We start from the raw sequence: 24,873 nt of genomic DNA, 5'->3' as shown, positions 1-24,873 counted from the left end.
CCATGATCCAGTCTCTCCTCATCGCCAATCGCGGCGAGATCGCGTGCCGGATCACCCGGACAGCGCGGCGGCTCGGCATCCGGACGGTCGCGATCTATTCGGATGCGGACCGGCATGCGCTGCATGTGCGTGAGGCCGATGCGGCAGTGCATATCGGGCCGCCAGCGGCGCGCGCTTCCTATCTGGTGGGCGAGAAGATCATTGCCGCCGCTAAGGAGACGGGGGCGGAGGCGATCCATCCGGGCTACGGCTTCCTAAGCGAAAATGCGGCCTTCGCGCAGAGCGTGATCGACGCCGGGCTGATCTGGGTGGGGCCCAACCCCGCCAGCATCACCGCGATGGGCCTCAAGGACGCTGCCAAGAAATTGATGGACGCGGCGGGCGTGCCGACCACGCCGGGCTATCTCGGCGAGGACCAGGCGCCCGAGCGGCTGAAGGCGGAGGCCGATGCGATCGGCTATCCGGTGCTGATCAAGGCGGTGGCGGGCGGCGGCGGCAAGGGGATGCGGCGCGTCAACGACGCCGCCGACTTCGCCGACATGCTGCAATCGTGCAAGCGCGAGGCGGCGGCATCTTTCGGCGACGACCGCGTGCTCATCGAGAAATATATCCTCTCGCCGCGCCACATCGAGGTGCAGGTGTTCGGCGACACCCACGGCAACGTCGTCCACCTGTTCGAGCGCGACTGCTCGCTCCAGCGCCGCCACCAGAAGGTGATCGAGGAAGCGCCCGCGCCGGGCATGGACGCTGAGACGCGTGCGGCGGTGTGCGGGGCGGCGGTGAAGGCGGCCGAGGCGGTGGATTATGTCGGCGCGGGGACTATCGAGTTCATCGCCGACGCCAGCGAGGGCCTCCGCGCCGATCGCATCTGGTTCATGGAAATGAACACGCGGCTCCAGGTCGAGCATCCGGTGACCGAAGAGATCACCGGCCAGGATCTCGTCGAATGGCAGCTCCGCGTGGCATCGGGCGAGCCCCTCCCCAAGCGACAAGACGATCTCGCGATCAGCGGCTGGGCGATGGAAGCGCGGCTCTATGCCGAGGATCCCGCGCACGAGTTCCTACCTTCGACTGGCCGCCTCGAACATTTCGATCTAGGACGCCGCATCCGCATCGACACCGGCGTGGAGGAAGGCGATCGCGTCACGCCGTTCTACGATCCGATGATCGCCAAGCTGATCGCCAGCGGCGATACGCGCGAGGAAGCGATCGACACGTTTCTCGGCGCGCTCGACGAGGTCGAGGTGTGGCCGGTCAAGACTAACGCCGCTTTCCTCGCGCGCTGCGCCGCCGATGCCGATTTCCGCGCAGGGCGGGTCGATACCGGCTTCATCCCGTCGCGCATCGATGCGCTGGTGCCCTCGTCCGAACCGGGTGACGGCGTATGGGCGATGGCGGCGACCGCGATGCTGGCCAGCGACTTCGGCCGCGCCGCCGCGCCGGGCGATCCCTGGCGTGCGCTGCAGGGCTTCCGTGCCAACGACGCGGCGGAGACCGGCGTCGCGCTGCGGCAGGGCGGCGAGACGCGTGTCGTCGATACCGACGACGCCGAGCTTGCCGGCGTCGCCACAGCGCAGGGCGATGCGATGCTCGTGTTCGCCGAAGGCCAGGCCTTCGCCTTCACCTTGCCCGGTGCGGGCGGGGCCGGCGCAGGCGGCGCCGGGTCGGACGGCACCCTGCTTTCGCCGATGCCGGGCCGGATCATCGCGGTCGATGCGCGGCAGGGCGACAGCGTGAAGAAGGGCCAGAAACTCGTCACGCTGGAAGCGATGAAGATGGAACACAGCCTCGTCGCACCGTTCGACGGCGTGGTAGCCGCAATCGACGCCGCGGAGGGCGCGCAGGTGACCGAGGGGGCGATGCTGGTGAAGATCGAGAAAGGGGAGGGCGCGTGAGGTCATCCTTCGCAGCTCCTTCTTCCCCCCTTGTGGGGGAAGGATACGCAGCCTTGGCGACGAAGGCGCCTAGGCGGAGTTGGATGGGGGGTGGCGCTGCCACGCAACGCCGCGCGCCGGCGGCGCGCACCCCCACCCCAACCCCTCCCCACAAGGGGGAGGGGCTTTAATATGCCGGGCCGCTATTACGACCAGTGGAGCGTCGGGGACCGCCTCTCGCACCAGCCGCACCGGACGGTCACGGAGACCGACAATCTCCTCATCTCGACGCTGACCCACAACCCCCAGCCGCTCCATCTCGACGCGGAATATGCCGGCGGCACCGAGTTCGGCCGGATCGTCGTCAACGGCACTTTCACCTTCGCGCTGCTCGTCGGGCTTTCGGTTGGCGATACGACGCTCGGGACGCTCGTCGCCAATCTGGGCTACGACAAGGTGCGCATGCCGAGCCCGGTGTTCGTCGGCGATACGCTGCGCGCGGAGACCGAGGTAATCGCGCTCAAGGATTCGAAATCGCGGCCCGACGCGGGGATCGTGACCTTCGCCCACCGCATGTTCAACCAGCGCGGCGAACTGGTGTGCGAAATGGAGCGAACCGCACTGATGCGGCGGCGGTTGTGAAACTGCGCTCGCTGCTGTTCGTGCCCGGGGACCGGCCGGAGCGCATGGCGAAGGCGCTGGGGCTCGGCGCCGATGCGCTGATCCTCGATCTCGAGGATTCGGTGGCCGCCGCCGCCAAGCCCGATGCGCGCCGGGCGGTCGCGGATTTCGTAAGCGAGAATGCGACCGCCAACCTCTGGGTCCGGATCAATCCGCTCGACGGCGGCGAGTGGGAAAAGGATCTGGATGCGGTCGTCGGCGCGAGGCCGCACGGCTTCGTGCTCCCCAAGGCCGAGGGCGGCGCGTCGGTCGATGCGCTGGCCGAGCGGCTGACCGCGATGGGCAACGCCACCGCGCGCATCCTGCCGATCGCGACCGAGACGCCCGCCGCGATGTTCCAGCTCGGGAGCTATGCCGGCGCCAAGCGGCTCGCGGGCATCACCTGGGGCGCGGAAGACCTGCCAGCAGCGATCGGCGCAGTCACTTCTCGCGAGGCGGACGGCAGCTTCACGCCGCCCTACCAGCTCGCCCGGTCGCTCACCCTGTTTGGCGCGGCGGCGGCGGGGGTGGCACCGATCGAGACCGTCTATCCCGATTTCCGCGATGCCGACGGCCTCGCCGCTTATGCCGGCCGCGCGCGCCGCGACGGCTTCACCGGAATGATGGCCATCCATCCCGCGCAGGTGCCGGTGATCAACGCCGCCTTCACGCCGAGCGAGGCGGAGGTGGCGCACGCCCGCGCCGTGGTGGATGCGTTCGCCGCCAACCCCGGCGCCGGCGCGCTGTCGCTCGACGGCAAGATGATCGACCGCCCGCATCTGGTGCAGGCCGAACGCATTCTCGCCGCCGCGGGCGAAAGTCCGGCGATCTAGCACAGCGCTGGACGCGGCGACGCGATGGCATCCCTTCCGCTCCCGCCACTCTGGATAGCCGCCGTCATCGGCCTGGCCCTCGGGGCTATCGTCGGCAGCTTCCTCGCGACCGTGCTGATCCGTTGGCCCGCGGGGCGATCGGCGCTGGGCGGCCGGTCCGCGTGCGACGGATGCGACGCGGCGCTCGGCGCGGCGGAACTGGTGCCGGTGCTGAGCTGGGCGCTGCAGCGCGGCCGTTGCCGCCGTTGCGGCGCGGCCATCGATATCCGTCATCCCGCCATGGAAATTGGCGCCGCGCTGATCGGGCTGATCGCCGCGCTCGCGCTGTCACCCGTCGCTGCGCTGATTACCGCCCTGTTCGGTTGGTGGCTGCTGCTGATCGCCGCGCTCGACGCCGAGCATCAGTGGCTTCCCGATCGGCTGACATTCCCGCTCATCGTCGCGGGCCTTCTGGTGGCGTGGCTCGGGATTGGACCTGTGCTAGAAGACCGGTTGATCGGCGCCGCTGCCGGCTTCACCGTGCTGGCCGCGATCGGCTTGCTTTACCGGCTGCTGCGCGAGCGCCTCGGGCTGGGCGGAGGTGATCCCAAATTGCTGGCGGCGATCGGCGCCTGGCTCGGCTGGGCGCAATTGCCGCTGGTGCTGCTTGGTGCGGGGCTGGTCGGGCTTGCGGCGATCGCAGCGCGGTGGCTGCGCGGCGAGCGCATCGCCGCGACCGACCGGCTACCGCTCGGCACGCTGATGGCCGTCACTGCCTGGCCGCTGTGGCTGGTGGTCACGCGCTTGTCATAAGCCGACGCTAGGCGGCCGCGATGGCCGCGCTCGCGCTCCACGATCCCAAGGTCCGCAAGGCCGCGCTCGGCGGCGCGATGGCGCTTTCGCTTGCGGCTTTCGCATGGACGCTCTGGCCGCAGACATCCGCGCCGCCGGCATCAGAACCCGTCGCGATCGCTCCACCGATCCTTCCGCCCGCGCCGGTCGCTCCGCCGCCCGAACCGGCCGCGCCCGCGCCGCTCGCCGCCGGTCTGTCGACCCTGGTCCTGCGCGGCGTGCTGGCCAGCGGCGCGGTGTTCGGCGACGGCGCGAGCCAGCGGCTCGTCCGCATCGGCCGCGACGTGATGCCCGGCGCGACACTGAAAGCGATCGGCGTCTCGCACGTCATCCTGGCCACGGCATCGGGCGACATGCGGCTGGCCTTCAACCGCGCCGCGACCGCCCAAGCACCCGCCGCCCCGACCGCAACCGGGCAGCCTGCGGCGGCGAATGCCCGTCGGGAAGTCGCCGCGCTGCGCATGGGACTCGAGCCGCGCAAGGCGGACGGCGGCATCCGCGGCTATCGCGTGAAGCCCGGCGCGCGGCTGCCGCTGCTCGCATCCGCGGGGCTCCAACCGGGGGACGTCCTCATCGCGGTCGGCACCGATGCGATCGACAGCGAGGAGCGATTGTTCGACATGCCGCAGCAGATCGGCGCCGATCCGGTCGCCATCAGCTTCGAGCGCGGCGGCCGGACGATGACCGCGAAGGTCTCGCGCGGCGGCTGATCAGCGCGCCACCGCCACCGCATCCACCTCGACCAGATAGCCGTGGTGCAGCTCGGGCACCGGAATCACGGCGCGCGCCGGCTTCGCGTCACCGAACATTTCGGCGAAGACGCGGTTGAACTCGGGCCAGTTCTCGATGCCGACGATATAAGCGTTGACCTTGAGCATCGTCTCAGGCCCCGCCCCGGCCGCCTCCGCGATGGCGAGCAGGTTGCCGAGCGCCTGCCGCGCCTGATCGGCGAAGGGCGCCGACGAACGGTCGCTGCGGTCGGGCGGCACCGGCAATTGCCCGGCGATATGGACAAGGCCCTCCCACCGCGTCGCCTGCACATAATGGCCTGCGGGTGCCGGAGCGTTTGCGGTGCTGATCTGATCGATACCGGCCAAGGCCTGTCCTCCCATGTTGCAGAATCAAGACGCTTTTAAGTCGCTTCGTTACACGAAGCCGTAACAATCGCGACGCCGAACCTCCCTAGCGGGCGAGTGGAGCGGGGCAGGGCATTCTTCGAGTCCCTTCCCGCAGCGAACACTCGTTCAACAAGGGGATTTCGATCATGTCCGTTCTTCGTACGATCCTGCTGCTCGGCAGCGCCCTTCCTCTCGCAGCCTGCGGCGCCGACAGCGTGGGATCGCCCGGGGAAGGCGTGATCGTCGTCCCCGGCACGCCGACGCCGAGCCCCAGCCCGACGCCGTCGCCGAGCCCGACGCCCAGCCCGAGCGGCCCGGCGGCGTCCTGCCCGACCGGCACCACCGATCTCGGCGTCATCGCCAACCGCCGCAACTGCCGCATCTCGAACGACATCCGCGGCGATTATCGCATCCAGAACCTCGCCGGGACGATCTACTCCTTCTCGGGCCGCGTGAACGTCGGCGTCGATGTCGGCGGTGATGGCGCAGCGGCGGGTGGCCAGGCATCGCGCTTCACCATCGATCCGGGCGTCACACTGTTCGCCTCGTCGGGCGCCGACTTCCTCGTCGTCAACCGCGGCTCGCAGATCTTCGCGCAAGGGACGGCCGACAAGCCGATCGTCTTCACCTCGCGCCAGAATATCGAAGGCACCGCGACCGACAGCAGCACCAACCAGTGGGGCGGCATCATCCTGCTGGGCCGCGCGCCGATCAGCAATTGCGCCAGTGCGGTGCCGGGCGGCTCGTCCGGCTGCCAGCGCCTCGTCGAAGGCCCCGGCGCCAACGCCTTCTACGGCGGTGACCAGGCGGGCGATTCGAGCGGCGTGATGCGCTACGTCCAGATCCGCTACACCGGCTTCTCGCTGGTCGAGGGCAACGAGCTGCAGGGCCTTACCACCGGCGGCGTCGGCGCGGGCACCGAGATCGAATATATCCAAGTCCACAACAGCGGCGACGACGGCATCGAGATCTTCGGCGGCCGCCACAACATGAAGCATATCGTCATCACCGGCGCGGACGATGACAGCCTCGACACCGACTTCGGCTACAAGGGCTTCATCCAGTTCCTGCTCGCGATCCAGCGCGATCAGGCCAGCGGCGACAGCGGCGATACGATGATCGAGGCGGACTCGACCGACGACGGCCTGTTCGACGCCGTGCCGCGTCAGAACACCCGCCTCGCGAACTTCACCTTCATCCAGCGCCGCACGGGCCGCAGCGCGATCCTGCTGCGCGGCGGCACCGATTACGGCCTCTACAACGGGGTGGTCGTTGGCCCTACCAACTGCCTCGACGTCGATACGCCGCAGACGGTGCAGGCCGCCAATGCAGGCATCGACGAGGTTGGCCCGCCGGTGTTCCGCTCGGTGGTCTTCACCTGCCCAACGGCATTCGATCCCGATGCCGACGCGTTCGAGGACCAGGCGTTCAACGCCGCCGGCAACAGCGGCAACAATCCGAACTTCGTCTCCACGCTGACGGATCTCTTCGTCAACGGCGCGAACGAGCGGGGTGTCGCTCCGGTCGCCAACCTCACCTCGATCAGCGCCTTCTTCCAGAACGTGGATTATATCGGCGCCGTCCGCGACGCCAACGACACCTGGTACCGCGGCTGGACCTGCGACTCGGGCTACGCCCCGCTCGGCAGCGGCAAGGCCTGCACCGCGGTCCCCGAACTCAACGTCTGATCTGAACGAACCGGAAAGGGGCGGCGGCCAGCGGGCCGCCGCCCCGCCGCACAACCGAATTCCCTGGGGGTTACCTTACAATGTCCAAGCCGCTGACGCTCGGCGCGATGCTTCTCCTCACCACGGCGCTCCATGCGCCGGCTGCGTTCGCGCAGGACACTGGCGGACATCCCCCGATCCAGAGCCCGGTCGCCACCGCCAATCCGGACGCGGGGGCCTCTCCGGCCGCTGAGGAACCCGGCCCCGACGCGGCGGACGACACGCGGGTGGACGTATCTGCGCCTGGCTTCGATTCCAGCCTGGAGATCGTCGTTACCGGCCGCAACATTCCCAATGTGCTGCGTGCAACGCCGCAAGTCATCTCGGTGCTATCGACCGCGGACATCGCCCGCACCGGCGAGGGTGATATCGCGGGCGCGCTGCAGCGCGTCACCGGTCTTAGCGTCGCCGGCAACGGCTTCGTCTACGTCCGCGGCCTCGGCGATCGCTACTCGCTGGCCCTGCTCAACGGCCTGGCCTTGCCGTCGCCCGAACCGTTGCGCCGCACCATCCCGCTCGACATCTTCCCGACCGCCGTGCTCGCCTCGACGCTTGTCCAGAAAAGCTATTCGGTGAATTATCCGGGCGAGTTCGGCGGCGGCGTCATCAACCTCACCACTGCGGCGATCCCGGACGAGAGCTTCCTCACTATCGGCGGCAGCGTCGGCGCCGACAGCTTCACCACCAACCAGCTCGGCTACACCTATTACGGCAGCGACAGCGATTTCACCGGCTTCGACGACGGCACGCGCACCCCGCCGCGCATCCTGCGTGATGCGCTCAACAGCGGCGCGCTGATCGCGGAAGGCGCGACGTTCAGCCGCCGCGACATCCAGGACATCGCCGCGAGCCTCGTCAACGCGCCGACCACGCTGGTCCAGCGCAACAACCATATCCCCGCCAATTTCGGCCTCGACCTCAGCGGCGGCACGGCGTTCGAAATCGGCAGCACCCGCGTCGGCATCATCGCCAGCGCGGGCTGGAGCAATAGCTGGAAAACGCGTGAGGCGACGCAGCAGACCGGCGGCCTCAACACCATCGCCAGCGATTTCCGCACGGTCCGCACCGACAACCGCATCGTCGTCAACGGCCTGCTCGGTCTCGGTGTCGAGTTCGGCGAGAACAAGATCCGCTGGACCAACCTCTACATCCGGGACACGCTGAAGCAGGCGCGGCTGGGCGAGGGCTACAGTCTTTCGGTCGGCGATCCCGATCCGTCGCAGCCGCCGCAGCTCATTCGCCAGGGGACGGCGTGGTTCGAGCGGCAGCTCATCAACAGCCAGCTCGTCGGGGAATTCCGCGCCGACCCGTGGTCGCTCGACGTGCGCGCGGGCTATGCCAACTCGCAGCGCGAGTCTCCGTATGAGCGCAACTTCTCCTATCTCTACAGCCCGACGGTCGGCGATTACGTCAACAACCTCACCGCCACCGGCCAGACCGCGACCGTGTCCTTCAGCAACCTCAACGAGGACGTTTATAACCTCGGCGCGGACCTCACCTACCGCTTCCCGAACGATTATGCGCTCACCGCCGGCTACGCCTATCTCGACACCAAGCGCGACGCCTACCGCCGCGACTTCGCCTATCGTCCGGCCAATGCGCTCGGCATTGCGGTGTCGCAGCTCCGCCCGGACTATCTGGTCTCGGACTATAACATCTATACCTACGACATCCTGCTGGTCGAAACCTCGGCCCTCGCCGGGGCTGCCGCCTATGAGGCCGATCTCACCGTCCACGGCGCCTATGCAAAGCTCTCCGGCGAAATCCTGCCGGGGCTGAGCGCCGAGGCGGGCGTGCGCTACGAGGACGGCAAGCAGTCGGTGACGCTGATCGACCTGTTCGATCAGGGCGGACTGGTCCAGACTCCGGCGCTCAAGAACGATTACTGGCTCCCCGCCGCGACAGTGACGTGGAATTTCGCAGAGGATCAGCAGCTCCGGCTCAGCGCCTCCAAGACGATCGCCCGGCCGCAGTTCCGCGAGCTGGCGCCGCAGCTCTATCTCGACATCGAATCGGATCGCCAGTTCATCGGCAATCCGTTCCTCGTCGACAGCGAGCTCACCAACGCCGAAGCGCGCTACGAATGGTATTTCGCTCGCGACGAGCGCGTCAGCCTTGCCGGTTTTTACAAGAAGATCGACCGGCCGATCGAGGCGGTTGCGACCTTCGCCACCGGCGGCACGCTGCAGACGACCTTTGCCAATGCGCCAAAGGCCGATCTCTACGGCGCCGAGGTGGAGCTGCAGAAATATTTCGCGCTCGACGGGCTGGGCGGCGATTTCTTCACGCCCCGACGCGCAGTGCTGATCGCCAACTACACCTACGCCGACTCCAAGCTGAAGGTCGGGCCGGACGACACGACGATCATCAACGACAGCCGCGGCCAGCGCCCCGCGACCGAAGTGTTCGGCGACGGCGACCGGCTCACCGGCCAGTCGAAGCATCTCGTCAACCTGCAGCTCGGTCTGGAGAACACCGACCGGCTGTCGCAGCAGACCTTCCTGCTCACCTACGCCAGCAACCGCATCACCAACCGCGGGCCCTTCGTCGGCGACATCCGCCAGGCGGACATCGTCGAGCGGCCCGGCCTCAGGCTCGATTTCGTGGCGCGCGAGGGTCTGGAGATCGCCGGCAAGGAAGTCGAAGTGAAGTTCGAGGTGCGCAACATCACCGGCGAGGACTTCATCGAATTCCAGCAGGACGACATCCGCATCATCAACAACGGCTATCAGGTCGGGACCAGTGTCTCGCTGGGAGCCTCGGTGAAGTTCTGATCGGACTGTTCCCCGGCGAAAGCCGGGGCCCAGCCGCTGCCTACCGCGTCATTGCGAGCGCAGCGAAGCAATCCAGTGGTGCCGCTGGATTGCTTCGTCGCTACGCTCCTCGCAATGACGATCGTGTGAGACGTCACCGCGGCCAGGGGCGTTCCCGAAACCACTTGGTGATAACATATTTCGTGCCCGCGCGGACCTTCATGCCGTGGTGCAGCGTGTTGACGTTGGGGCGGCCGTCGGGCTTTAGATTGTTCCAGGCGAGCAGCTTGCCGGTTTCGGGCTGCACCGTCTTGTCGATCGTCTTGAACCGTGTCGCACCGCCCGCGTCCGGCTCGTTCAGGTAGATCATCACGGTCCAGGTCCGCTGCCCGCTGTCTTGGCAATAGCGCTGAAAGCCTTCGCCGCTCGGCTCGAAATAATCGGTATGCGCCTTGAACTCCTGGCCGACCGCGTAACGCTGGCCCTGGATCGGCTCGCCGAGCGCGAGGTCGAGACCGGTGAACGCCGCGATCTTCGCCTCCAGCGCGGCGATCGCCGGGCCGGCGCCTTCGAGATCGCAGGTCTCGCTCGTCCGGAAATATTTGTCGCCCATGTCGTCGGAGATGGTCGAGGGGCGGCGGTTGACGTCGATCAGCGCGACGATCGCGGCGCATTCCTCGGCATCGAGGAAGCCGCGTTTGATGAAGAGGTCGAGCTTGGGGCTCGGGACCTTCTGCACGCCTTGGTGGGCGGCAAGTGTCTGGGCAGTGTCCATATCGGCTGACTAGCCCTAAAACGATTGGAAATCAGCCCGATTCGGCCAGAAGGCGAAGGGCAGTTCGGCATCGTCCGGGGCGGCGGGAGCGCTTCAATTTCCTGTCATAATTCCAGAACCGATGTGTCATGTATGCGCTTTAGGGCCGAAGGGGTGGGTAACGATCGATGCGTATAGCTCTGGATCCGCGGGCTCGCCGTCTGTTGCGGCGGGTGCCGAGAACGACCGTCTATACGGCGCTGGAACTCGCTCTCCTCTCGCTGCTCGCGATCCAGGGCGCGCGGCTGGCGTGGACGATCTTTGCGCCGGTCGATCCTGTGGGTGACTGGCGGACGGCGGATTCGCTCCGCCGCGTTGCGCCCGCCGCGCCGGTCGGCTTCGATCCCTTCTTCCGCCTAGTCGGCGGCGGCACCGCGGTCGTCACCGCGCTCAACCTCAAGCTCTTCGGCGTCCGCGAGGATCGCGCCTCGGGTCGCGGCTCGGCGATCGTCGCACTGCCCGACGGCACCCAACGCAGCTTCGCCGTGGGCGAGGAGATCATGCCGGGGGTGAAGCTCAGCGCCGTCGGCTTCGACAGCATCACCATCGACCGCGCCGGCACGCCTGAGCAGCTCTTCCTCGACCAATCGACGCCCGCCACCGACGCGACTCCGCCCGCGCCCGCGCCGACCGCGGCCAGCACCACCCAGATCTTCGCGACGCCCGAACCTGCGCCGCCGCCGCCATCGCCCGCCGCGAACCAGATCCAGTATCAGCCGCGGCTCGAAGGCGGGAAGGTGACCGGCGTCACCGTCAATCCGCAGGGCAATGGCGAGGCGTTCCGCGCCGCGGGCCTCCAGCCGGGCGACGTCATTGTCTCGGTCAACGGCCAGCGCGTCACCGGCGCCGAGCAGGCCCGCGCGCTCGCCAATCAGGTGCGCGACAGTCAGGTCTCGGTCGAGGTCGAGCGCGGCGGGCAGAACGTGCCGCTCACCGTGAGGGCGCCGCAATGAGCCGCCGCGGTCTCCGCATCGCCATCGCGATGGCGCTCGCTTCGGTGTCGGCGGCGCCGGCGATGGCGCAATATGTCGTCAACCTCCGCGAAGCCGACATCCGCGCCTTTATCGAGGATGCCGCGCGCGTCACCGGGCGGACGATCATAGTCGATCAGGGCGTGCAGGGTAAGGTATCGGTCGTCACCCAGCGGCCTTTGTCACGCTCCGAATATTTCGAGCTGTTCCTCTCGACGCTGCGCGCCAACGGCCTCGTCGCGGTGCCGGCGCAGGGCGGCGCGCTGCGCGTCCAGCCGGTCGCCAGCGCCGCCACGACCGCCAGTCGCGTCGGCCGCGCGCCGAGCCCCAACAGCTTCGTCACCGAGATTTTCCGGCTGCGCAACATCGACGCCGCCTCGGCGGTGGACAGCGTCCGCCCGCTGGTCAGCCGCGAGGGATCGGTCACCGCCAACCGCAACTCGCTGATCGTCGCCGATTTCGCCGACAATATCGGCCGTATCCGCCAGATCCTGTCGAGCATCGACCGCGATTCCTCTTCGACGCAGCTCGTCGCGCTCGAAAATGCCGGCGCCCGCGAGATCGCCGAGGCGTTAACCGCGCTGGTCGGCGGGGGCGGGGAGGGGCGTGCCGCCGCGGTATCCGTGGTGCCCGTGGACAGCTCCAACTCGATCGCGCTTCGCGGCGATCCCGCCGCCGTCGCGCGGCTCGCCGAAGTCGCCCGCGATCTCGACCGGCGTGCCGCGAGCGGCACCGAAATCCGCGTCGTCTTCCTAGAACATGCCGATGCCGCGCAGCTCCTTCCGGTGCTCCAAACCCTGCTCGGCCAGCCGGCGCAGCAGGCGGCGCCGCAGCAGCGGACGATCCGCACGCAGACCGGCAACCGCACCGTCGCCGAGCCCACCGCCATCTCGGCCACGCCCGCCGCCGCGCCTGCTGCGACAGGTGCAACCACGGGCGGAAACGGCGTCGGCGCGTTCGGCAACAAGAGCGCGATCGTCACCCGGTTCGAAGGCGCCAACGCCATCGTCATCGCGGCGCCGATCGACGTGCAGCGCCAATTGGGCGAGGTGATCCGCCAGCTCGACACAAGGCGCGAGCAGGTGCTGGTCGAGGCGATCATCGTCGAGATCGCCGACAATGCGGCCAAGCAGCTTGGCGTTCAGCTCCTGCTCGCCGGGCTCAAGGGCAGCAACATCCCGTTCGCGGTGACCAATTATTCCAACGCCAGCCCGAACATCGCGACCATCGCCGGTGCGATCGCGGCGGAGCGGCTGCGGACGACCACGACCACGGTCAACGGCCAGGTGGTGACGACGACGCAGAATTCGTCGCTCGCCGACACGCTCCAGCAGGCGGCGGCGCAGCAATTGCTCGGCGCCAATGCAGGGCTCGCGGGGATCGGCTTCCGTAGCGGTAACGCGATCTTCGGCGCGATCGTCAACGCGGTGAAGTCCGACAACAAGTCGAACATCCTGTCGACGCCGTCGATCATGACGCTCGACAATCGTGAGGCGCGCATCCTCGTCGGCCAGGAAATCCCGATCACCACCGGCGAGGCGCTGAGCGACAATTTCGACAACGCCTTCCGCACCGTCCAGCGGCAGAACGTCGGTATCAGCCTCGAAGTGAAGCCGCAGATCAACGCCGGCGGCACGATCAAGCTCGATCTTCGGCAGGAAGTCAGCTCGATCGCCGGGCCGGTCTCGTCCGATTTCTCCGATCTCATCCTCAACAAGCGCGAGATCGAGACGACGATCACCGTCGACGACGGCGACATCGTCGGCATTGGCGGCCTCCTCGACGACAATGAGCGGCGCACGATCGAGAAGATCCCCCTGCTGGGCGACATCCCGCTGCTCGGCGCGCTATTCCAGTCGAAGGGCCGCGCGCGCGCAAAGACCAACCTCATGGTCTTCATCCGCCCGACCATCCTGCGCTCGGCGGAGGATGCGCGGCGGATGACCGACCGGCGTTACGGCTATATCCGCGGCATGCAGTTCCTGCAGGATCCGAACCAGGAGCCGAGCATCGACGAGCTGGTGCGCGACTATATGGGCGCGGTGCCGCCGGGTAGCAGCTCTTATGATCCGGCGGGCACTTTGCAGCCGGCGATCGCGCCGGTCGCGCCGCAGGCGGGCGATCAGGTGGTGACACCGGTAATGCCGCAAGTCGGCGATCCCCAGCCGTGAAGATCGGCCGCGGCAGTAGGGAGGGCGGCGACGCCCCCGCGACCGCGGCCGAGCAGGCTGGCGATGCGATCGAGCTGACCGCCGAGCGCGCGCTTCCCGTCAACATTCCCTATCCCTTCGCCAAGCGCTTCGGTGTCGCGCTGTTGGGGGAGGAGGACGGCCATCTCCAGGTCGCGCTCAAGGAGGGCGCCGATCCCAAGGCGCTGATCGAGGTTCGGCGCTATCTCGCGCGGCCGTTCGACGTGCAGTTCGCCGCGCCCGACGCCTTCGATCGCATCCTCTCGGATCGCTATGCGATGGACGGTCAGTTCGCCGCCGACGCGGCGGGATCGCTCGGCCTGGGGGACGATCTCGCGCATCTCGCCACCGATCTTCCGACCGCGGATGATCTGCTCGACTCCGCCGACGATGCGCCCGCGATCCGCCTCATCAACGGCATCATTGCCGATGCCGCGCGGCAGGGCGTGTCCGACATCCACATCGAGCCTTACGAGACCGGCCTCGTCGTGCGGATGCGCGTGGACGGCGTGCTGCGCGAGACGCTGCGGATGCCGCCGCACGTCGCGCCGGTGGTGGTCAGCCGCATCAAGGTGATGGCGCGTCTCGACATCGCCGAACGGCGCATCCCGCAGGACGGCCGCATCGGCCTCACGCTCGGCGGCAAGCTGCTCGACGTCCGCGTCTCGACGCTGCCCAGCCGCGCCGGCGAGCGTGTGGTGCTGCGCATCCTCGACAAGGAGAATGCCGGAATCGGGCTGGAGGAGCTGGGCATGCCGCCCGCGATCGAGGCGGTCTTCCGCGACGCGCTCGCCGAACCCAACGGCATCGTGCTCGTCACTGGCCCGACAGGATCGGGCAAGACGACTTCGCTCTACGCGGGGCTGCGCCTCCTCAACGACGGCAGCCGCAACATCCTCACGGTCGAGGATCCGGTCGAATATGCGGTGGAGGGCGTCGGCCAGACGCAGGTCAACGACAAGGTCGGCCTAACGTTCGCGACCGGGCTTCGTGCCATCCTCCGCCAGGATCCCGACGTCGTTATGGTCGGCGAAATCCGTGATCGCGAGACGGCGGACATCGCCGTCCAGGCGTCGCTCACCGGTCACCTTGTGCTTTCGACGGTGCATACCAACGACGCGGTCGGCGCGATCACGCGGCTGCGCGACATGAAGATCGAGCCGTTCCTGCTCGCCTCCACGCTCCGCGCCGTCATCGCGCAGCGGCTGGTGCGACGGCTCTGCCCGCATTGCCGGGTGCCGGTGCAGGCGTCGGGCTCGGTCAGTGCCTTGCTCGGCTTCGATCCCGGCACGACGATATACGAGGCGCGCGGCTGCTCCGAATGCGGGCAGAGCGGCTACAAGGGCCGGATCGGCGTGTTCGAGGCGGTGCGCATCGATGAAACGATCCGGCGGCTGATCAATTCCGGCGGCGACGAGGCGGTGATCGCCAGCCACGCCTTCCGCGGCGCCCCCAATCTCGGCGCGGCGGCGCGGGCGCTGGTGCGCGAAGGGGTGACGACGCCCGAGGAAGCCGTCCGCATCTCGCGCCGGGAGGCCGAGCCGGAACATGTCTGATTTCGACTATCTGGCGCTCGACACCGCCGGCCGCGAGAAGCGCGGATCGGTGCGCGCCGACAATGCCGACGCCGCCCGCGCGCTGCTCGGTAACCGCCGACTCTATGTGGTGCGCATGGAGCCATCGACCGGCGCATCGGCATCGCCGTTGCTGTCGCGCGGCAGCTTCCGCTTCCGCCGCCGACTGAGCTCGAAGCAGCTTACGCTCTTCACCCGCCAGCTCGCGACATTGGTCACGGTCAGTCCGCTCGAGGAATCGCTCCGCACGATCGCGCGCCAGTCCGAGCAGGAGCACGTCCGCCGCGTGCTGGACGCCGTGCACACGGCAGTGGTCGAGGGCCGCCGCCTGTCCGAAGCGATGGGGCGCGAGCCGTCGAGCTTCCCACCGCTCTACCGCGCGATGGTCTCCGCGGGCGAAGGATCGGGGACGTTGCCGCAGATCCTCGCCCGCCTTGCCGACCTCCAGGAGCGCCAGGCCGAGGTCCGCGGCAAGGTGATGAGCGCGCTCGCCTATCCGGTGATCCTCTCGATCGTCGCGACCTTCGTGGTCTTTGCGCTGATGGTGTTCGTCGTGCCCAAGGTTGTCGAGCAGTTCGAGGATGTCGGGCAGGCGCTGCCGTTGCTCACCCGCATCGTCATCGGCCTTTCGAATTTCCTCGGCAACTGGTGGTGGCTGCTGCTTGCCGCGATCGTGGGCCTGATCCTCCTTTTCGCGCGGGCGATGCGCGACGAGCGGTTTCGGATGAGCGTGGATCGCCGCCTGCTCAAGATCCCGCTGCTCGGCCGGCTAATGCGCGATCTTCACGCCGCACGCATGGCGCGGACGCTTTCGACGATGGTGGCGAGCCGCCTGCCGCTGCTCGAAGGCCTGAAGCTCACCACCCAGACGGTGCACAATCGCGCGCTGCGCGCGGCTTCGGCGGACATCACCGAGGCGATCCGCACCGGCGGCAGCCTGTCGGTCGCGCTGCGCCGCGCCGGCATCTTCCCGCCGCTGCTCGTCTATCTTGCCGCATCGGGCGAGGCGTCGGGCAAGCTCGACATCATGCTGGAGCGCGCCGCCGACTATCTGGAGCGCGAGTTCGACGGCTTCACCGCCACCGCGCTGTCGCTGCTCGAACCCGCGATCATCATCGTGATGGGCATGATCGTGGCGCTGATCGTGCTATCGATCCTGCTCCCCATCCTCCAACTCGACACGCTTGCGGGCGGAATAGGATAGACATGCGCCTTCTTTCGACACTCGGCCGCCTTCGCCGTCAGGACGACGAGGAAGGTTTCACCCTCGTCGAGCTGATGGTGGTGATCGTCATTCTCGGACTGCTCGCGACGGTGGTCGTCATCAACGTGACGCCGGCGCTCGACAAGAGCGCGGTCACCAAGGCGAAGGCGGACATCGCGACGCTGGAGCAGGGGCTGGAAATGTACCGGCTCAACAACCTGCGGTATCCCAACGGGCAGGAGGGGCTGCAAGCGCTGGTCGCGGGCGGGTTCGTCAAGCGACTTCCCGACGATCCCTGGGGCAACCCCTATCGCTACGCGGTGCCGGGGGCGAACGGGCAGGCGTTCGACATCATATCGTACGGCGCCGATGGCCGCGCGGGCGGCGAGAATGAGAATGCCGACATCAGCAACTGGAGCGGCTGACCGCGCATTCTGCTCGCATAGCGACGGCTTCACCCTCGTCGAGCTGCTGATCGTGCTGACCATCATCGCGATCGTCTCGACTGCGGTGGTGCTCGCGATTCCTGGCGACCGCAGCCATCTGATCGGCGAGGCCGAGCGTTTCGCCGCGCGTGCCAAGGCGGTGCAGGACCGCGCGGTGATCGATGCCCGCGCCACCTCGATCCGCGTCACCGCATCCGGTTACGGCTTCGATCAGCGCGGCCCGGGCGGCTGGCAGCCACTGGGCGGCGTGCCGGTCACCGAAGTGCCGTGGGACGGCGGCACCCTCGCCGCAGTTGCGCCGGGGCAGGAGGCGCGGATCGTCTTCGACGCAACCGGCATCGTCGAGCCGGCGCGCGTGCTCCTCCGGCGCGGCGACAGCGAGGCGGCGATCGATGTCGCCTATGACGGGAAGATCCATGTCGTCCGCTGAACGATCGGAAGACTGGGCTCCCGCTTTCGCTAGGGCGCCTTCGCGCGCGGAGGACGCGTGCGAAGGCGGCTTCACTCTCATCGAGATGCTTGTCGCACTCGCTATCTTCAGCCTCGCCGCGCTTGCCTTGCTGCGGCTCGAGGGCGCGACGGTCTCGAACACCGCGCGCCTCCAGGAACAGGCCTTCGCGCAGATCGTCGCGCGCAACGTCGCGATCGAGGCAATGACCGATCCTGTCCCGCCCGCGCTCGGCACCGAGACTGGGCAGGTCGAGAATGCCGGGCGGAGCTGGACGTGGACGCGTGTCACCGGCCTCTCGCCCGAGCCGCGCATCCAGCAGATCAATATCAGCGTGCAAGGCCAGCTCGGCCCGGAAGCGGCGCGGCTGGTCATCTTCCGGCGCGCAGCGCAATGATCCGCGCGTCATCGGGGGAGGGCGGCTTCACGATCGTCGAGCTGCTCGTGGCCTTGCTCATCTTCGGGATGCTGTCGGCAGCGGGCGTCGCCTTGCTCTCGTTCAGCGTGCGCGCGCAGGACGCCGCCAACGCCCGGCTCGGCGAACTGTCGGAGGTGCGGCGCACTGGCGCGATCCTGACCGCCGATCTCGCGCAGGCGACCGAACGCCTCACCCGCGACGAGGCCGGGGCGCCGCGGCCGGCGTTCGAAGGCAATGACGGCGGCCAGACGGTGCTGATGGGCTTCACCCGCCGCGGCTGGGAAAATCTCGACAATGCCGATCGCCCTTCGATCCAGAAAGTCGAGTATCTGCTGGGAGAGGGGCGGCTGGAGCGGCGGGCCTGGCGCTTCGTCGACGGTGCGGCGGCGATGCCTCCCACGGTACTGATCGAAGGCGTGCGCGCGGTCCGTCTCCGCTATCGCGACCAGCGCGGCGAATGGCGCGATCGCTGGGATCCCAACCGCCCGGTCGATCTGCCCCGCGCGGTCGAACTCACGATCGACACCGAACGCTACGGCAACATCCGCCAGCTCTTCCTCGTCGGGGTGACGCTGTGAGGGTTCGCCCGTCCGAGCGCGGCGCGGCGCTGCTCGCGGTGCTGCTACTCGTCGCGGTGATGGGCGCGCTGACCGCCGCGGCATTGGAGAAGCTGCGCCTCTCGACCGCGCTCGCGATCAACACTGCTGCGCTCGATCAGGCGCGCGCCTTCGCGGTCGGCATCGAATCGCTGATGGCGCTGACCGCCGACGATCTGCTTGCGCTCGACGCGCAGCGTACCACCAACGCGGGGGGATGGAACGGCGGCGTCCGCCGCATCCCGCTGCCCGACGATCTCGGCCTCGCCGAAGCGACGGTGCGCGACGGGGGAAATTGTTTCAACATCAACAGCGTGGCGGAAGGTGTTCCGCCCAATCCTCTGGTGCCGCGCGCGACCGGCGTCGCGCAATTCTCGGCGCTGATGCGGCTGCTCGGCGTGCCGCAGGGCCCGGCGGACCGGATCGCGGCGTCGGCGGGCGACTGGGTCGACGGCGACGATATCCCCAGCGTCGGCGGCGGCGAGGATGCGGTCTACGCCGGAGCCGCGCAGCCCTATCGCGCCGGCAACACTTTGTTCGCCGACGTCACCGAGCTGCGCGCGGTGCAGGGCATGACGCCGGAAATCTACGCGCAGGTCCGCCCGTGGATCTGCGCGCTGCCCAGCGCTGATCTCTCCCCGATCAACATCAACACCTTGAGCGTCGAACAGGCGCCGCTCCTCGCGATGCTCGCGCCCGACCAGATCCCGCTGGAAACGGCGCGCGCGGCAATCGCGGCGCGGCCGGTGGCGGGATGGGACAATCTCTACGATTTCTATCGGCTCGGGCCGATGCAGAGCGTGCTGCTTCCCCTCGACGTTCAACTGCAACCTCAGCTAAGGACGCGCTGGTTCTCGGTCGATATCCGCATCGCGCTGCAGGGGGCGGAATTGAGGGAATCGGCGCTGATCGACGCCCGGATACGGCCGGCGCGGGTGATTGCGCGACGTTGGGGGAGTGAGGATTGAGCGCCATCGACGCCCTGCTGATCTTCCTCGACGCCGCGGGCGATCGAGAAGGCTGGCTGCGCCTGTCCGATGGGCAGGTGGTCGCGCGCGGCGCCGCCGAGGATGTGATCCCTTTGGTGACCGAGGACGCGCGCGCGCCGCTGATCGCCGCGATCGTCCCGGGCGACAGCGTCGCGATGCACTGGCTGGAAGTACCTGCGGGCCTCGCGCCGTTGCAGGCGGTGGCCGCCGCGCGGATCGCCGCCGCCGACGTCTCCGCCCAGCCACTCGCCGACATGCATGTCTCGGTCGGTCCGGAATTGCCCGACGAGCCGGTGCGCGCGGTGGGCATCGTCCCGGCACTCCCGATGGCGGGCTGGATCGGGCGCCTCCAGGCCGACGGGTTCGATCCCGACCTCATCCTGCCCGAGCCGCTACTGATCGCCGCACCCGATGAAGGCTATGCGCGGTTCGATCGCGGCGCGGTGCCGCTGTGGCGCGGCCGATCCGACGCCTTCGCCATCGAGCCGGAGCTCGCCGCGCTGGTGCTTGGCGACGCGCCCGTCACGGCCCTCGACCGGGCGGGCTTCGAGGACGGGCTGGACGCCGCTATTACCGAACCCGCGATCAATCTCCGCCAAGGGCCGTTCGCGAAGCGCAAGCGCTGGAAGATCGAATGGCCGGTCGTGCGCCGCCTCGCCGCGCTCGCGCTCGGCATTCTCGTCTTGACGCTGGCGATCCAGATCGCCGCGATCCTGCGCTATTCCAGCGCCGCCGACGGGCTGGAGGCAGAGCTCGCGATGGTCGCCGAGCAAGCCGCGCCGGGTGCCGGCACCGCCTCCGATCCCGGCATCGCGATCACCCGCCGCCTTGCCGATCTGCGCGGCGCGGGGCTCGGCTATGGTGCGCTCTCCGGCATCCTGTTCGACGCGATCCGCGCGACGCCCAATGCCGAGCTGCAATCCTTGGTGTTCGATCGCGACGGCAGCCTGCGCGCCGCGGTGCAGGGGGATGGCGATGCGACGCTTGCCGCGGTGCAGGATGGCATCCGCGCCGGCGGATTGACCGTCGAAGCCGGTGCGCCGCGCAGCGGCGGCGGCCGGCAGATCGTCGATCTTACGGTGCGCGGATCATGATCGATAGCTTCAAGCGCTGGTGGCAGGGCCGAACCTTGCGCGAGCAGCGCCTGCTGCTGGCGATGGGCGGGCTCGCCGCGCTGGTGCTCGCCTGGCTGCTCGTCATCCGCCCGCTCGACGACGCGCTGTCCGCCGCGCGGGAGCGGCATGGCGCCGCCGCAATCGCGCTGGCGGAGGCGCGCGCCAACGCCGCCGCGATCCAGGGCCTTCAGAACGAGGCGCCGGCCAATCTCGGCGGGCCGATCGACACGATGCTCAACCAGTCCGCTACCGAGGCGGGCTTCCCGGTGGCGCGGGTCGAGCGGGTGAGCGAGAGCGAGGCGAGCATCACCATCGACAGCGCACGGCCGCAGGCGCTGTTCGGCTGGATACGCCAGATGGAAGCGCGCGGCCTCGTCGTCGCGCGGCTCACCGTCACCGCCAATGCCGATCCTACCGTCTCGGCGCAGGCGACCTTCCGGCGGAGGGGCGGCTGATGCGTATCCGCCTGCCGCTCGGCCGCAGTCTGTTCTTCCTCTGCGCCTTGCTGTTCGCGCTGATCGCGCTGTTGCCGCTCCGGCTGGTGCTCGGCTGGCTCGATCTCGATGTGCGCGGTTTTGCGGCACGCGAGGCGCGCGGCAGCATCTGGTATGGCGCGCTCAGCGAAGCGCAGCTTGGTCCGGTCGCGCTCGGCGATCTCGATGCGCGGCTCAACGCGCTGCCGCTGTTCCTCGGCCGCGCGCGCGTCGATCTGGAGCGGCGCGACGAAGCCAATCCGTTCACCGGCGCGATCACCGTGTCGCGCCATGCCTTTGGCGTCGACGATCTCACCGGCAAGCTCGACATCGGCTCGGCGTTCGGGCCGCTGCCGGTCGCTGCGCTCGATGCACAAGGGCTGAGCGTGCGGTTCGCGGACGGTCTCTGTGCTAGTGCCGAAGGGGCGGTGACCGCGAGCATTGCGGGCGATGTCGGCGGGCTGACCCTGCCGCCCTCGCTCACCGGCAATGCGCGCTGCGATCAGGGCGCGTTGCTGCTGCCGCTCGCCAGCGCATCGGGGATGGAATCGCTCAATTTCCGCCTCCGCGCCGATGGCAGCTACGCGATCCAGCTCGCCGTGCGGCCGCAGGACGATGCGGCGCGCGACCGGCTGACCGCCGCGGGCTTCCAGCTCGGCTCGGCCGGCTATGTTCTCTCCGCGGATGGAACCCTCTGACCCATCCACGCCGCGACCCAGGCGCAGGCCACGAGCTGGGCGGCGTGGTAGAGCATGATCGGCAGGATGACGAACCCGGCCGCGGCGCCCGGGAAGAGGATATGCGCCATCGGCACGCCGCTCACCACCGACTTGAAGGTGCCGCAGAAGAGGATCGCGACCCGATCTTCGCGGGCGAACCCGCCCAGCCGCCCGATCGCCGCGGTCGCGCCGAGCGCGGCGACGAGCAACACGGTCACGAAGCCCGCGACGACACCGATTTCGGCAGGCGGCACGCGCTGCCAAAGTCCGTCAAGCATCGCCGCGGAAAAGGCTGCATAGACGGCGAGCAGGATCGTCCCCTTGTCGACCGCAAAGACGAGATTCGGGTGGCGCTCGATCACCCCGAGCATCGTCGGCCGCAGCAGATGGCCAAACACGAACGGCACGAAGAGCGTGAGGACGATCTTCCAGATACCGCCAAGCGCGATCCCGCTGCCCTGCGCCGCGAGCAGCGCACCGAGTAGCAGCGGCGTCAGGAATACGCCCAGAAGTTGCGAACCCGCCGCCGCCGCCACTGCCCCCGCGACATTGCCACCCGCCATCGACGTATAGGCGATCGACGACTGCACTGTGGAGGGCAGGGCGCAGAGAAAAAGGATGCCCGTCCAGATCTCGGGCGAGAACAATCCCGGCAGCAGCCGCGACAGCGCAAGGCCGGCGATCGGGAAGAGGATGAAGGTCGCCGCGAAGATCGCGAGGTGCAGTCGCCAGTCGGTGAAGCCTTTGACCAGCGCCTCGCGCGGCAGCCGCGCGCCGTGGAGAAAGAACAGCAGGAAGATTGCCGCCAGCGTCGCCCATTCTGCGACATCGGCGGCGATCCCGCGCACCGGCAGCAAGGTCGCGACGCCGACCGTCGCGAGCAGCCAGAGGATGAAGCGGTCCGGTAGGATGCGGTCGATCAGGCGCGGCATACGGCACCCTTAACGCCCCTCCCTGATTTCAGGGAGGGGTTTGGGGTGGGTGCGAGCGAAGCGAGCCTTTCGGGGCTTGAAGCGTCTTCGCCGGCATCGAGCCGGCTCAGCCGCGACCCCCCCCCGGCCCTTCCCTTTGAGGGAGGGGAGTTTAAGTGTCTGGGTCCTTGTAGCGGCTTTCTAGGAAACGGCCCTTGGCTTCGAAGGCACTCAGATCGTCGCGGGCCATCTTGCGGCCGAGATCGTCGAGGGCGTCCTTGGCCGCGTCTAGCCCGGCGACCAGCCGTTCGTCGACCGTCAGGCCGCCGCCGTCGCGCTCGTGGCGGTAGGCGGCGGGCACCTTCTCGTAGCGATCGAGCAGCTCGGGGATGTGCTGGCCCATCAGCCGCCGCGCGTCCTGCGCCAGCGGATCGAGCGTCTCCATGCCGCCGAGCCGCGATTCGAGCAGCGGGAGCTGCGCCGAGATCGCGTCGATCTTGCGCCCGGCCGTGACCGGCAGCGCGGTGCGGCGGCGGCTGAGCAGCGAATCGAGCCGGCTCACCACGTCGCGGTTAGACATTTCGGACGTGAACGGCGCTGCGGCGATCGGCCGCTCGCCCGGCCAGAAGGAGAAGAACAGAAGGATCGCCACGATCGCCACCGCGATCAGGAACAGCCCGCTGATCCCGATCGGCCCGACGATCAGCCCGAAGCCGATCGTCGCGACCAGCAGGGCACCCACCGCCATACCGATATTGGCGATCCGGCGGCCCATCGATCGCGCGCTGCGGCCGATGTCGCGGCGCCGTGCGGCGCCGGCCGCTGGCGTGCCGTGATCGTAGCGCGCGATGAGATCGTCGAACCGCGCGATCGCTTCGTCGACGCTGGCGGGCGGCCGCGCCATCTCAGCCCTCGATCGCGGTCAGCGGCGTCGCCGCTTCGAGCCGGTTCTGCGACACACCCTCGGCGCGGGCGATGTAGCCGCGCGATTTCTCGACCTCGTTGGAGAGCGTGTCGACGGTCTGCTTCATGTTGCCAAGCGCCTGCAGCTTGAACTGGTCGATCTGGTCCATCGTGTCGTAGATGTTCTGGAAGGCGCGCTGTAGCGTCTCCAGCGGGATGGTCGCCGAAGCCGCCTGCTTGTGGATCTCGCCGGTCTGGTTCTTCAGCATCGTGCCCGTGCCGTCGATGACATTGGCCGTGGTGGTGTTGAGCGCCGTGATCTGATCGAGCACCAGCTTCTGGTTGGTCAGCGCCTGCGCCACCGTCACCGCGGTGCGCAGCGCCGAGACCGTGGTGGTCGATGCGCGGTCGACGCCCTTCACCAGCTCGACATTGTTCTTCTTGACGAGATCGAGCGCGAGATAGCCCTGCACCGTCACCGCCATCTGGGTGAGCAGATCGGTGGTGCGCTGACGGGTATAGAACAGCGCCGTCTCGCGGATCGCCTTGGCCTTGGCGGGGTCGGTCGCGTCGAGCTCGTTCGCCTTCTCCTCGAGCTTCGCGTCCATCGTTTTCGAGATGTGGATCATCTGCTCGAGCTTGCCCATCGTCTTCCAGAGGCCCGCGCGCTCCGTGTCGATGGCGGCATTGTCCATCAGCAGCTCGTCCTTGCCCGACGCGAGCCGCGCCAGGATCGCCGAGATGTGCGTCTGGGCCGACTGATACTGGCGGAAATAGCCCTGCAACTTGCCGCCGAAGGGGATGATGCCGAGAAACTTCTTGCGCCCGGTCAGTTTGCCCTGGCGGCTGGGATCGAGATCCTCGACCGTCTTGCGGAGCTGGGTGAGGTCGCTGCCGATGCCGGTGTCGCTGTCGATCGCCTTTACCGGTCGGTCGAGAAAGCGGTTGGAGGCGCCCGCGGCCTCGGCGATTTCCTTGCGGCCCATCGCGGTGAGCTGATCGACCTTCTTGCCGAACTCGGGCGAATTGGCGTCGATCGTCACCAGCTCGTCGACGAAGGTGTCCACCTTCACTTGCAGCGCCGATCGCTCGCTGTCCTTCAGCGGCACCAGCCCCGCGGCATCCTGCGGCGCGACCGGCGTCAGCACCTCGGGCGGATCGAGCTTCAGCTTGGTTTCGGTGGCCATGTCGCTTCCCATGTCGAACGTCGGTCCCGGCAAGATGGGGGAGAGGGCCGCATCTGCGCAAGAGCCAATGTGTATTATCAGGGCAATACAGAAGGCGCAAATCGGTTCGCGGCGCAACTT

General features: G+C 68.3%; 24 protein-coding genes. 19 read left to right on the top strand and 5 right to left on the bottom strand.

All coding sequences use genetic code 11. The features are described from left to right. Positions 1-2 precede the first annotated feature (2 nt). The 5 genes from B9N75_RS13145 to B9N75_RS13125 all read left to right on the top strand — a co-directional run bounded on the left by B9N75_RS13145 (position 3) and on the right by B9N75_RS13125 (position 4,908). Positions 3-1,895 (top strand): acetyl/propionyl/methylcrotonyl-CoA carboxylase subunit alpha, encoded by a 1,893-nt coding sequence (locus B9N75_RS13145; protein ID WP_085219694.1) that lies wholly within the window; start codon positions 3-5, stop codon positions 1,893-1,895. Between the two features lie 171 nt (positions 1,896-2,066). Next, positions 2,067-2,516, top strand: coding sequence for a MaoC family dehydratase (locus B9N75_RS13140; RefSeq protein ID WP_085219203.1), 450 nt, complete (start codon positions 2,067-2,069; stop codon positions 2,514-2,516). After that, positions 2,513-3,367, top strand: a complete 855-nt coding sequence (locus B9N75_RS13135; RefSeq protein ID WP_085219202.1) for an HpcH/HpaI aldolase/citrate lyase family protein — start codon at positions 2,513-2,515, stop codon at positions 3,365-3,367. Before B9N75_RS13140 ends, B9N75_RS13135 begins: the two co-directional genes overlap by 4 nt. Positions 3,368-3,391: 24 nt before the next feature. Continuing rightward, on the top strand, positions 3,392-4,159 hold the full coding sequence (locus B9N75_RS13130; protein WP_085219201.1) for a prepilin peptidase: 768 nt from the start codon (positions 3,392-3,394) through the stop codon (positions 4,157-4,159). A gap of 20 nt (positions 4,160-4,179) precedes the next feature. Then, entirely contained in the window at positions 4,180-4,908 is a 729-nt protein-coding gene (locus tag B9N75_RS13125; RefSeq protein ID WP_085219200.1) for a hypothetical protein, read from the top strand. Here the strand turns inward: B9N75_RS13125 and B9N75_RS13120 are convergent, their stop codons facing one another. Further along, positions 4,909-5,295, bottom strand: a complete 387-nt coding sequence (locus B9N75_RS13120; protein WP_244552359.1) for a RidA family protein — start codon at positions 5,293-5,295, stop codon at positions 4,909-4,911. A gap of 167 nt (positions 5,296-5,462) precedes the next feature. On the opposite strand from B9N75_RS13120, the gene B9N75_RS13115 reads away from it, so the two are divergent. Continuing rightward, entirely contained in the window at positions 5,463-7,004 is a 1,542-nt protein-coding gene (locus B9N75_RS13115; RefSeq protein ID WP_085219198.1) for a hypothetical protein, read from the top strand. 80 nt (positions 7,005-7,084) lie between these two features. After that, the gene (locus tag B9N75_RS13110) at positions 7,085-9,817 is read left to right on the top strand and encodes a TonB-dependent receptor domain-containing protein (RefSeq protein ID WP_085219197.1); all 2,733 of its coding nucleotides are present in this window, start codon (positions 7,085-7,087) and stop codon (positions 9,815-9,817) included. A gap of 133 nt (positions 9,818-9,950) precedes the next feature. On the opposite strand, the gene B9N75_RS13105 is transcribed toward B9N75_RS13110, so the two are convergent. Then, complete coding sequence (locus B9N75_RS13105; RefSeq protein WP_157123853.1) at positions 9,951-10,571, bottom strand: prolyl hydroxylase family protein; 621 nt, start codon at positions 10,569-10,571, stop codon at positions 9,951-9,953. A 212-nt stretch (positions 10,572-10,783) separates the two neighbouring features. Here B9N75_RS13105 and B9N75_RS13100 point away from each other — a divergent pair, with 212 nt between their 5' ends. From B9N75_RS13100 to gspN, 12 genes are all read left to right on the top strand, one after another. Then, the gene (locus B9N75_RS13100) at positions 10,784-11,563 is read left to right on the top strand and encodes a type II secretion system protein N (protein ID WP_342039333.1); all 780 of its coding nucleotides are present in this window, start codon (positions 10,784-10,786) and stop codon (positions 11,561-11,563) included. Beyond that, the gene (gene gspD, locus B9N75_RS13095; RefSeq protein WP_085219195.1) at positions 11,560-13,752 is read left to right on the top strand and encodes a type II secretion system secretin GspD; all 2,193 of its coding nucleotides are present in this window, start codon (positions 11,560-11,562) and stop codon (positions 13,750-13,752) included. Before B9N75_RS13100 ends, gspD begins: the two co-directional genes overlap by 4 nt. A 74-nt stretch (positions 13,753-13,826) precedes the next feature. Continuing rightward, positions 13,827-15,326, top strand: a complete 1,500-nt coding sequence (gene gspE, locus B9N75_RS13090; protein WP_085219692.1) for a type II secretion system ATPase GspE — start codon at positions 13,827-13,829, stop codon at positions 15,324-15,326. Next, complete coding sequence (gene gspF, locus B9N75_RS13085; protein WP_085219194.1) at positions 15,319-16,548, top strand: type II secretion system inner membrane protein GspF; 1,230 nt, start codon at positions 15,319-15,321, stop codon at positions 16,546-16,548. Before gspE ends, gspF begins: the two co-directional genes overlap by 8 nt. Positions 16,549-16,550: 2 nt before the next feature. Beyond that, entirely contained in the window at positions 16,551-16,973 is a 423-nt protein-coding gene (gene gspG, locus B9N75_RS13080; protein WP_085219193.1) for a type II secretion system major pseudopilin GspG, read from the top strand. Further along, entirely contained in the window at positions 16,945-17,424 is a 480-nt protein-coding gene (locus B9N75_RS13075; protein WP_172840907.1) for a GspH/FimT family pseudopilin, read from the top strand. Before gspG ends, B9N75_RS13075 begins: the two co-directional genes overlap by 29 nt. After that, entirely contained in the window at positions 17,387-17,839 is a 453-nt protein-coding gene (gspI, locus tag B9N75_RS13070) for a type II secretion system minor pseudopilin GspI (protein ID WP_342039332.1), read from the top strand. The genes B9N75_RS13075 and gspI overlap by 38 nt, the downstream gene beginning before the upstream one ends. Beyond that, positions 17,836-18,438 (top strand): type II secretion system minor pseudopilin GspJ, encoded by a 603-nt coding sequence (gspJ, locus tag B9N75_RS13065; protein WP_085219190.1) that lies wholly within the window; start codon positions 17,836-17,838, stop codon positions 18,436-18,438. The genes gspI and gspJ overlap by 4 nt, the downstream gene beginning before the upstream one ends. Continuing rightward, positions 18,435-19,424: a type II secretion system minor pseudopilin GspK gene (gspK, locus tag B9N75_RS13060; protein ID WP_172840762.1), complete on the top strand. Its 990-nt coding sequence runs from the start codon at positions 18,435-18,437 to the stop codon at positions 19,422-19,424. Before gspJ ends, gspK begins: the two co-directional genes overlap by 4 nt. Then, positions 19,421-20,539 (top strand): type II secretion system protein GspL, encoded by a 1,119-nt coding sequence (gspL, locus tag B9N75_RS13055; protein ID WP_085219188.1) that lies wholly within the window; start codon positions 19,421-19,423, stop codon positions 20,537-20,539. The genes gspK and gspL overlap by 4 nt, the downstream gene beginning before the upstream one ends. Next, positions 20,536-21,015 (top strand): type II secretion system protein GspM, encoded by a 480-nt coding sequence (gspM, locus tag B9N75_RS13050; protein ID WP_085219187.1) that lies wholly within the window; start codon positions 20,536-20,538, stop codon positions 21,013-21,015. Before gspL ends, gspM begins: the two co-directional genes overlap by 4 nt. Beyond that, on the top strand, positions 21,015-21,731 hold the full coding sequence (gene gspN, locus B9N75_RS13045) for a type II secretion system protein N (RefSeq protein WP_085219186.1): 717 nt from the start codon (positions 21,015-21,017) through the stop codon (positions 21,729-21,731). Before gspM ends, gspN begins: the two co-directional genes overlap by 1 nt. On the opposite strand, the gene B9N75_RS13040 is transcribed toward gspN, so the two are convergent. The 3 genes from B9N75_RS13040 to B9N75_RS13030 form a co-directional block, all read right to left on the bottom strand. After that, positions 21,701-22,684 (bottom strand): bile acid:sodium symporter family protein, encoded by a 984-nt coding sequence (locus B9N75_RS13040; protein WP_085219185.1) that lies wholly within the window; start codon positions 22,682-22,684, stop codon positions 21,701-21,703. The genes gspN and B9N75_RS13040 overlap by 31 nt on opposite strands. Before the next feature lie 151 nt (positions 22,685-22,835). Then, a complete protein-coding gene (locus tag B9N75_RS13035; protein ID WP_085219184.1) occupies positions 22,836-23,567 on the bottom strand; it encodes a hypothetical protein in 732 nt (243 codons plus the stop codon). 1 nt (position 23,568) lies between these two features. After that, the gene (locus B9N75_RS13030; protein ID WP_425292398.1) at positions 23,569-24,753 is read right to left on the bottom strand and encodes a toxic anion resistance protein; all 1,185 of its coding nucleotides are present in this window, start codon (positions 24,751-24,753) and stop codon (positions 23,569-23,571) included. Positions 24,754-24,873: the final 120 nt, after the last annotated feature.

The sequence above is a fragment of the Allosphingosinicella indica genome (assembly GCF_900177405.1).
Taxonomy (GTDB): domain Bacteria; phylum Pseudomonadota; class Alphaproteobacteria; order Sphingomonadales; family Sphingomonadaceae; genus Allosphingosinicella; species Allosphingosinicella indica.
The sequence above is the reverse complement of the archived record's forward strand: the minus strand, read 5'-3'. Positions and strand labels throughout refer to the sequence as shown.

Bases quoted from the DNA above. Each gene is read 5' to 3' on its own strand.
- B9N75_RS13140 (WP_085219203.1), top strand. From the start codon at position 2,067: ATGCCGGGCCGCTATTACGACCAGTGGAGCGTCGGGGACCGCCTCTCG.
- gspM (WP_085219187.1), top strand. From the start codon at position 20,536: ATGATCGATAGCTTCAAGCGCTGGTGGCAGGGCCGAACCTTGCGCGAG.
- gspI (WP_342039332.1), top strand. From the start codon at position 17,387: ATGTCGCCTATGACGGGAAGATCCATGTCGTCCGCTGAACGATCGGAA.
- B9N75_RS13105 (WP_157123853.1), bottom strand. From the start codon at position 10,571: ATGGACACTGCCCAGACACTTGCCGCCCACCAAGGCGTGCAGAAGGTC.
- gspG (WP_085219193.1), top strand. From the start codon at position 16,551: ATGCGCCTTCTTTCGACACTCGGCCGCCTTCGCCGTCAGGACGACGAG.
- gspD (WP_085219195.1), top strand. From the start codon at position 11,560: ATGAGCCGCCGCGGTCTCCGCATCGCCATCGCGATGGCGCTCGCTTCG.
- B9N75_RS13040 (WP_085219185.1), bottom strand. From the start codon at position 22,684: ATGCCGCGCCTGATCGACCGCATCCTACCGGACCGCTTCATCCTCTGG.
- B9N75_RS13110 (WP_085219197.1), top strand. From the start codon at position 7,085: ATGTCCAAGCCGCTGACGCTCGGCGCGATGCTTCTCCTCACCACGGCG.
- B9N75_RS13035 (WP_085219184.1), bottom strand. From the start codon at position 23,567: ATGGCGCGGCCGCCCGCCAGCGTCGACGAAGCGATCGCGCGGTTCGAC.
- B9N75_RS13145 (WP_085219694.1), top strand. From the start codon at position 3: ATGATCCAGTCTCTCCTCATCGCCAATCGCGGCGAGATCGCGTGCCGG.
- B9N75_RS13130 (WP_085219201.1), top strand. From the start codon at position 3,392: ATGGCATCCCTTCCGCTCCCGCCACTCTGGATAGCCGCCGTCATCGGC.
- B9N75_RS13075 (WP_172840907.1), top strand. From the start codon at position 16,945: ATGCCGACATCAGCAACTGGAGCGGCTGACCGCGCATTCTGCTCGCAT.
- gspF (WP_085219194.1), top strand. From the start codon at position 15,319: ATGTCTGATTTCGACTATCTGGCGCTCGACACCGCCGGCCGCGAGAAG.
- B9N75_RS13115 (WP_085219198.1), top strand. From the start codon at position 5,463: ATGTCCGTTCTTCGTACGATCCTGCTGCTCGGCAGCGCCCTTCCTCTC.
- B9N75_RS13030 (WP_425292398.1), bottom strand. From the start codon at position 24,753: ATGGCCACCGAAACCAAGCTGAAGCTCGATCCGCCCGAGGTGCTGACG.
- gspJ (WP_085219190.1), top strand. From the start codon at position 17,836: ATGATCCGCGCGTCATCGGGGGAGGGCGGCTTCACGATCGTCGAGCTG.
- gspN (WP_085219186.1), top strand. From the start codon at position 21,015: ATGCGTATCCGCCTGCCGCTCGGCCGCAGTCTGTTCTTCCTCTGCGCC.
- B9N75_RS13125 (WP_085219200.1), top strand. From the start codon at position 4,180: ATGGCCGCGCTCGCGCTCCACGATCCCAAGGTCCGCAAGGCCGCGCTC.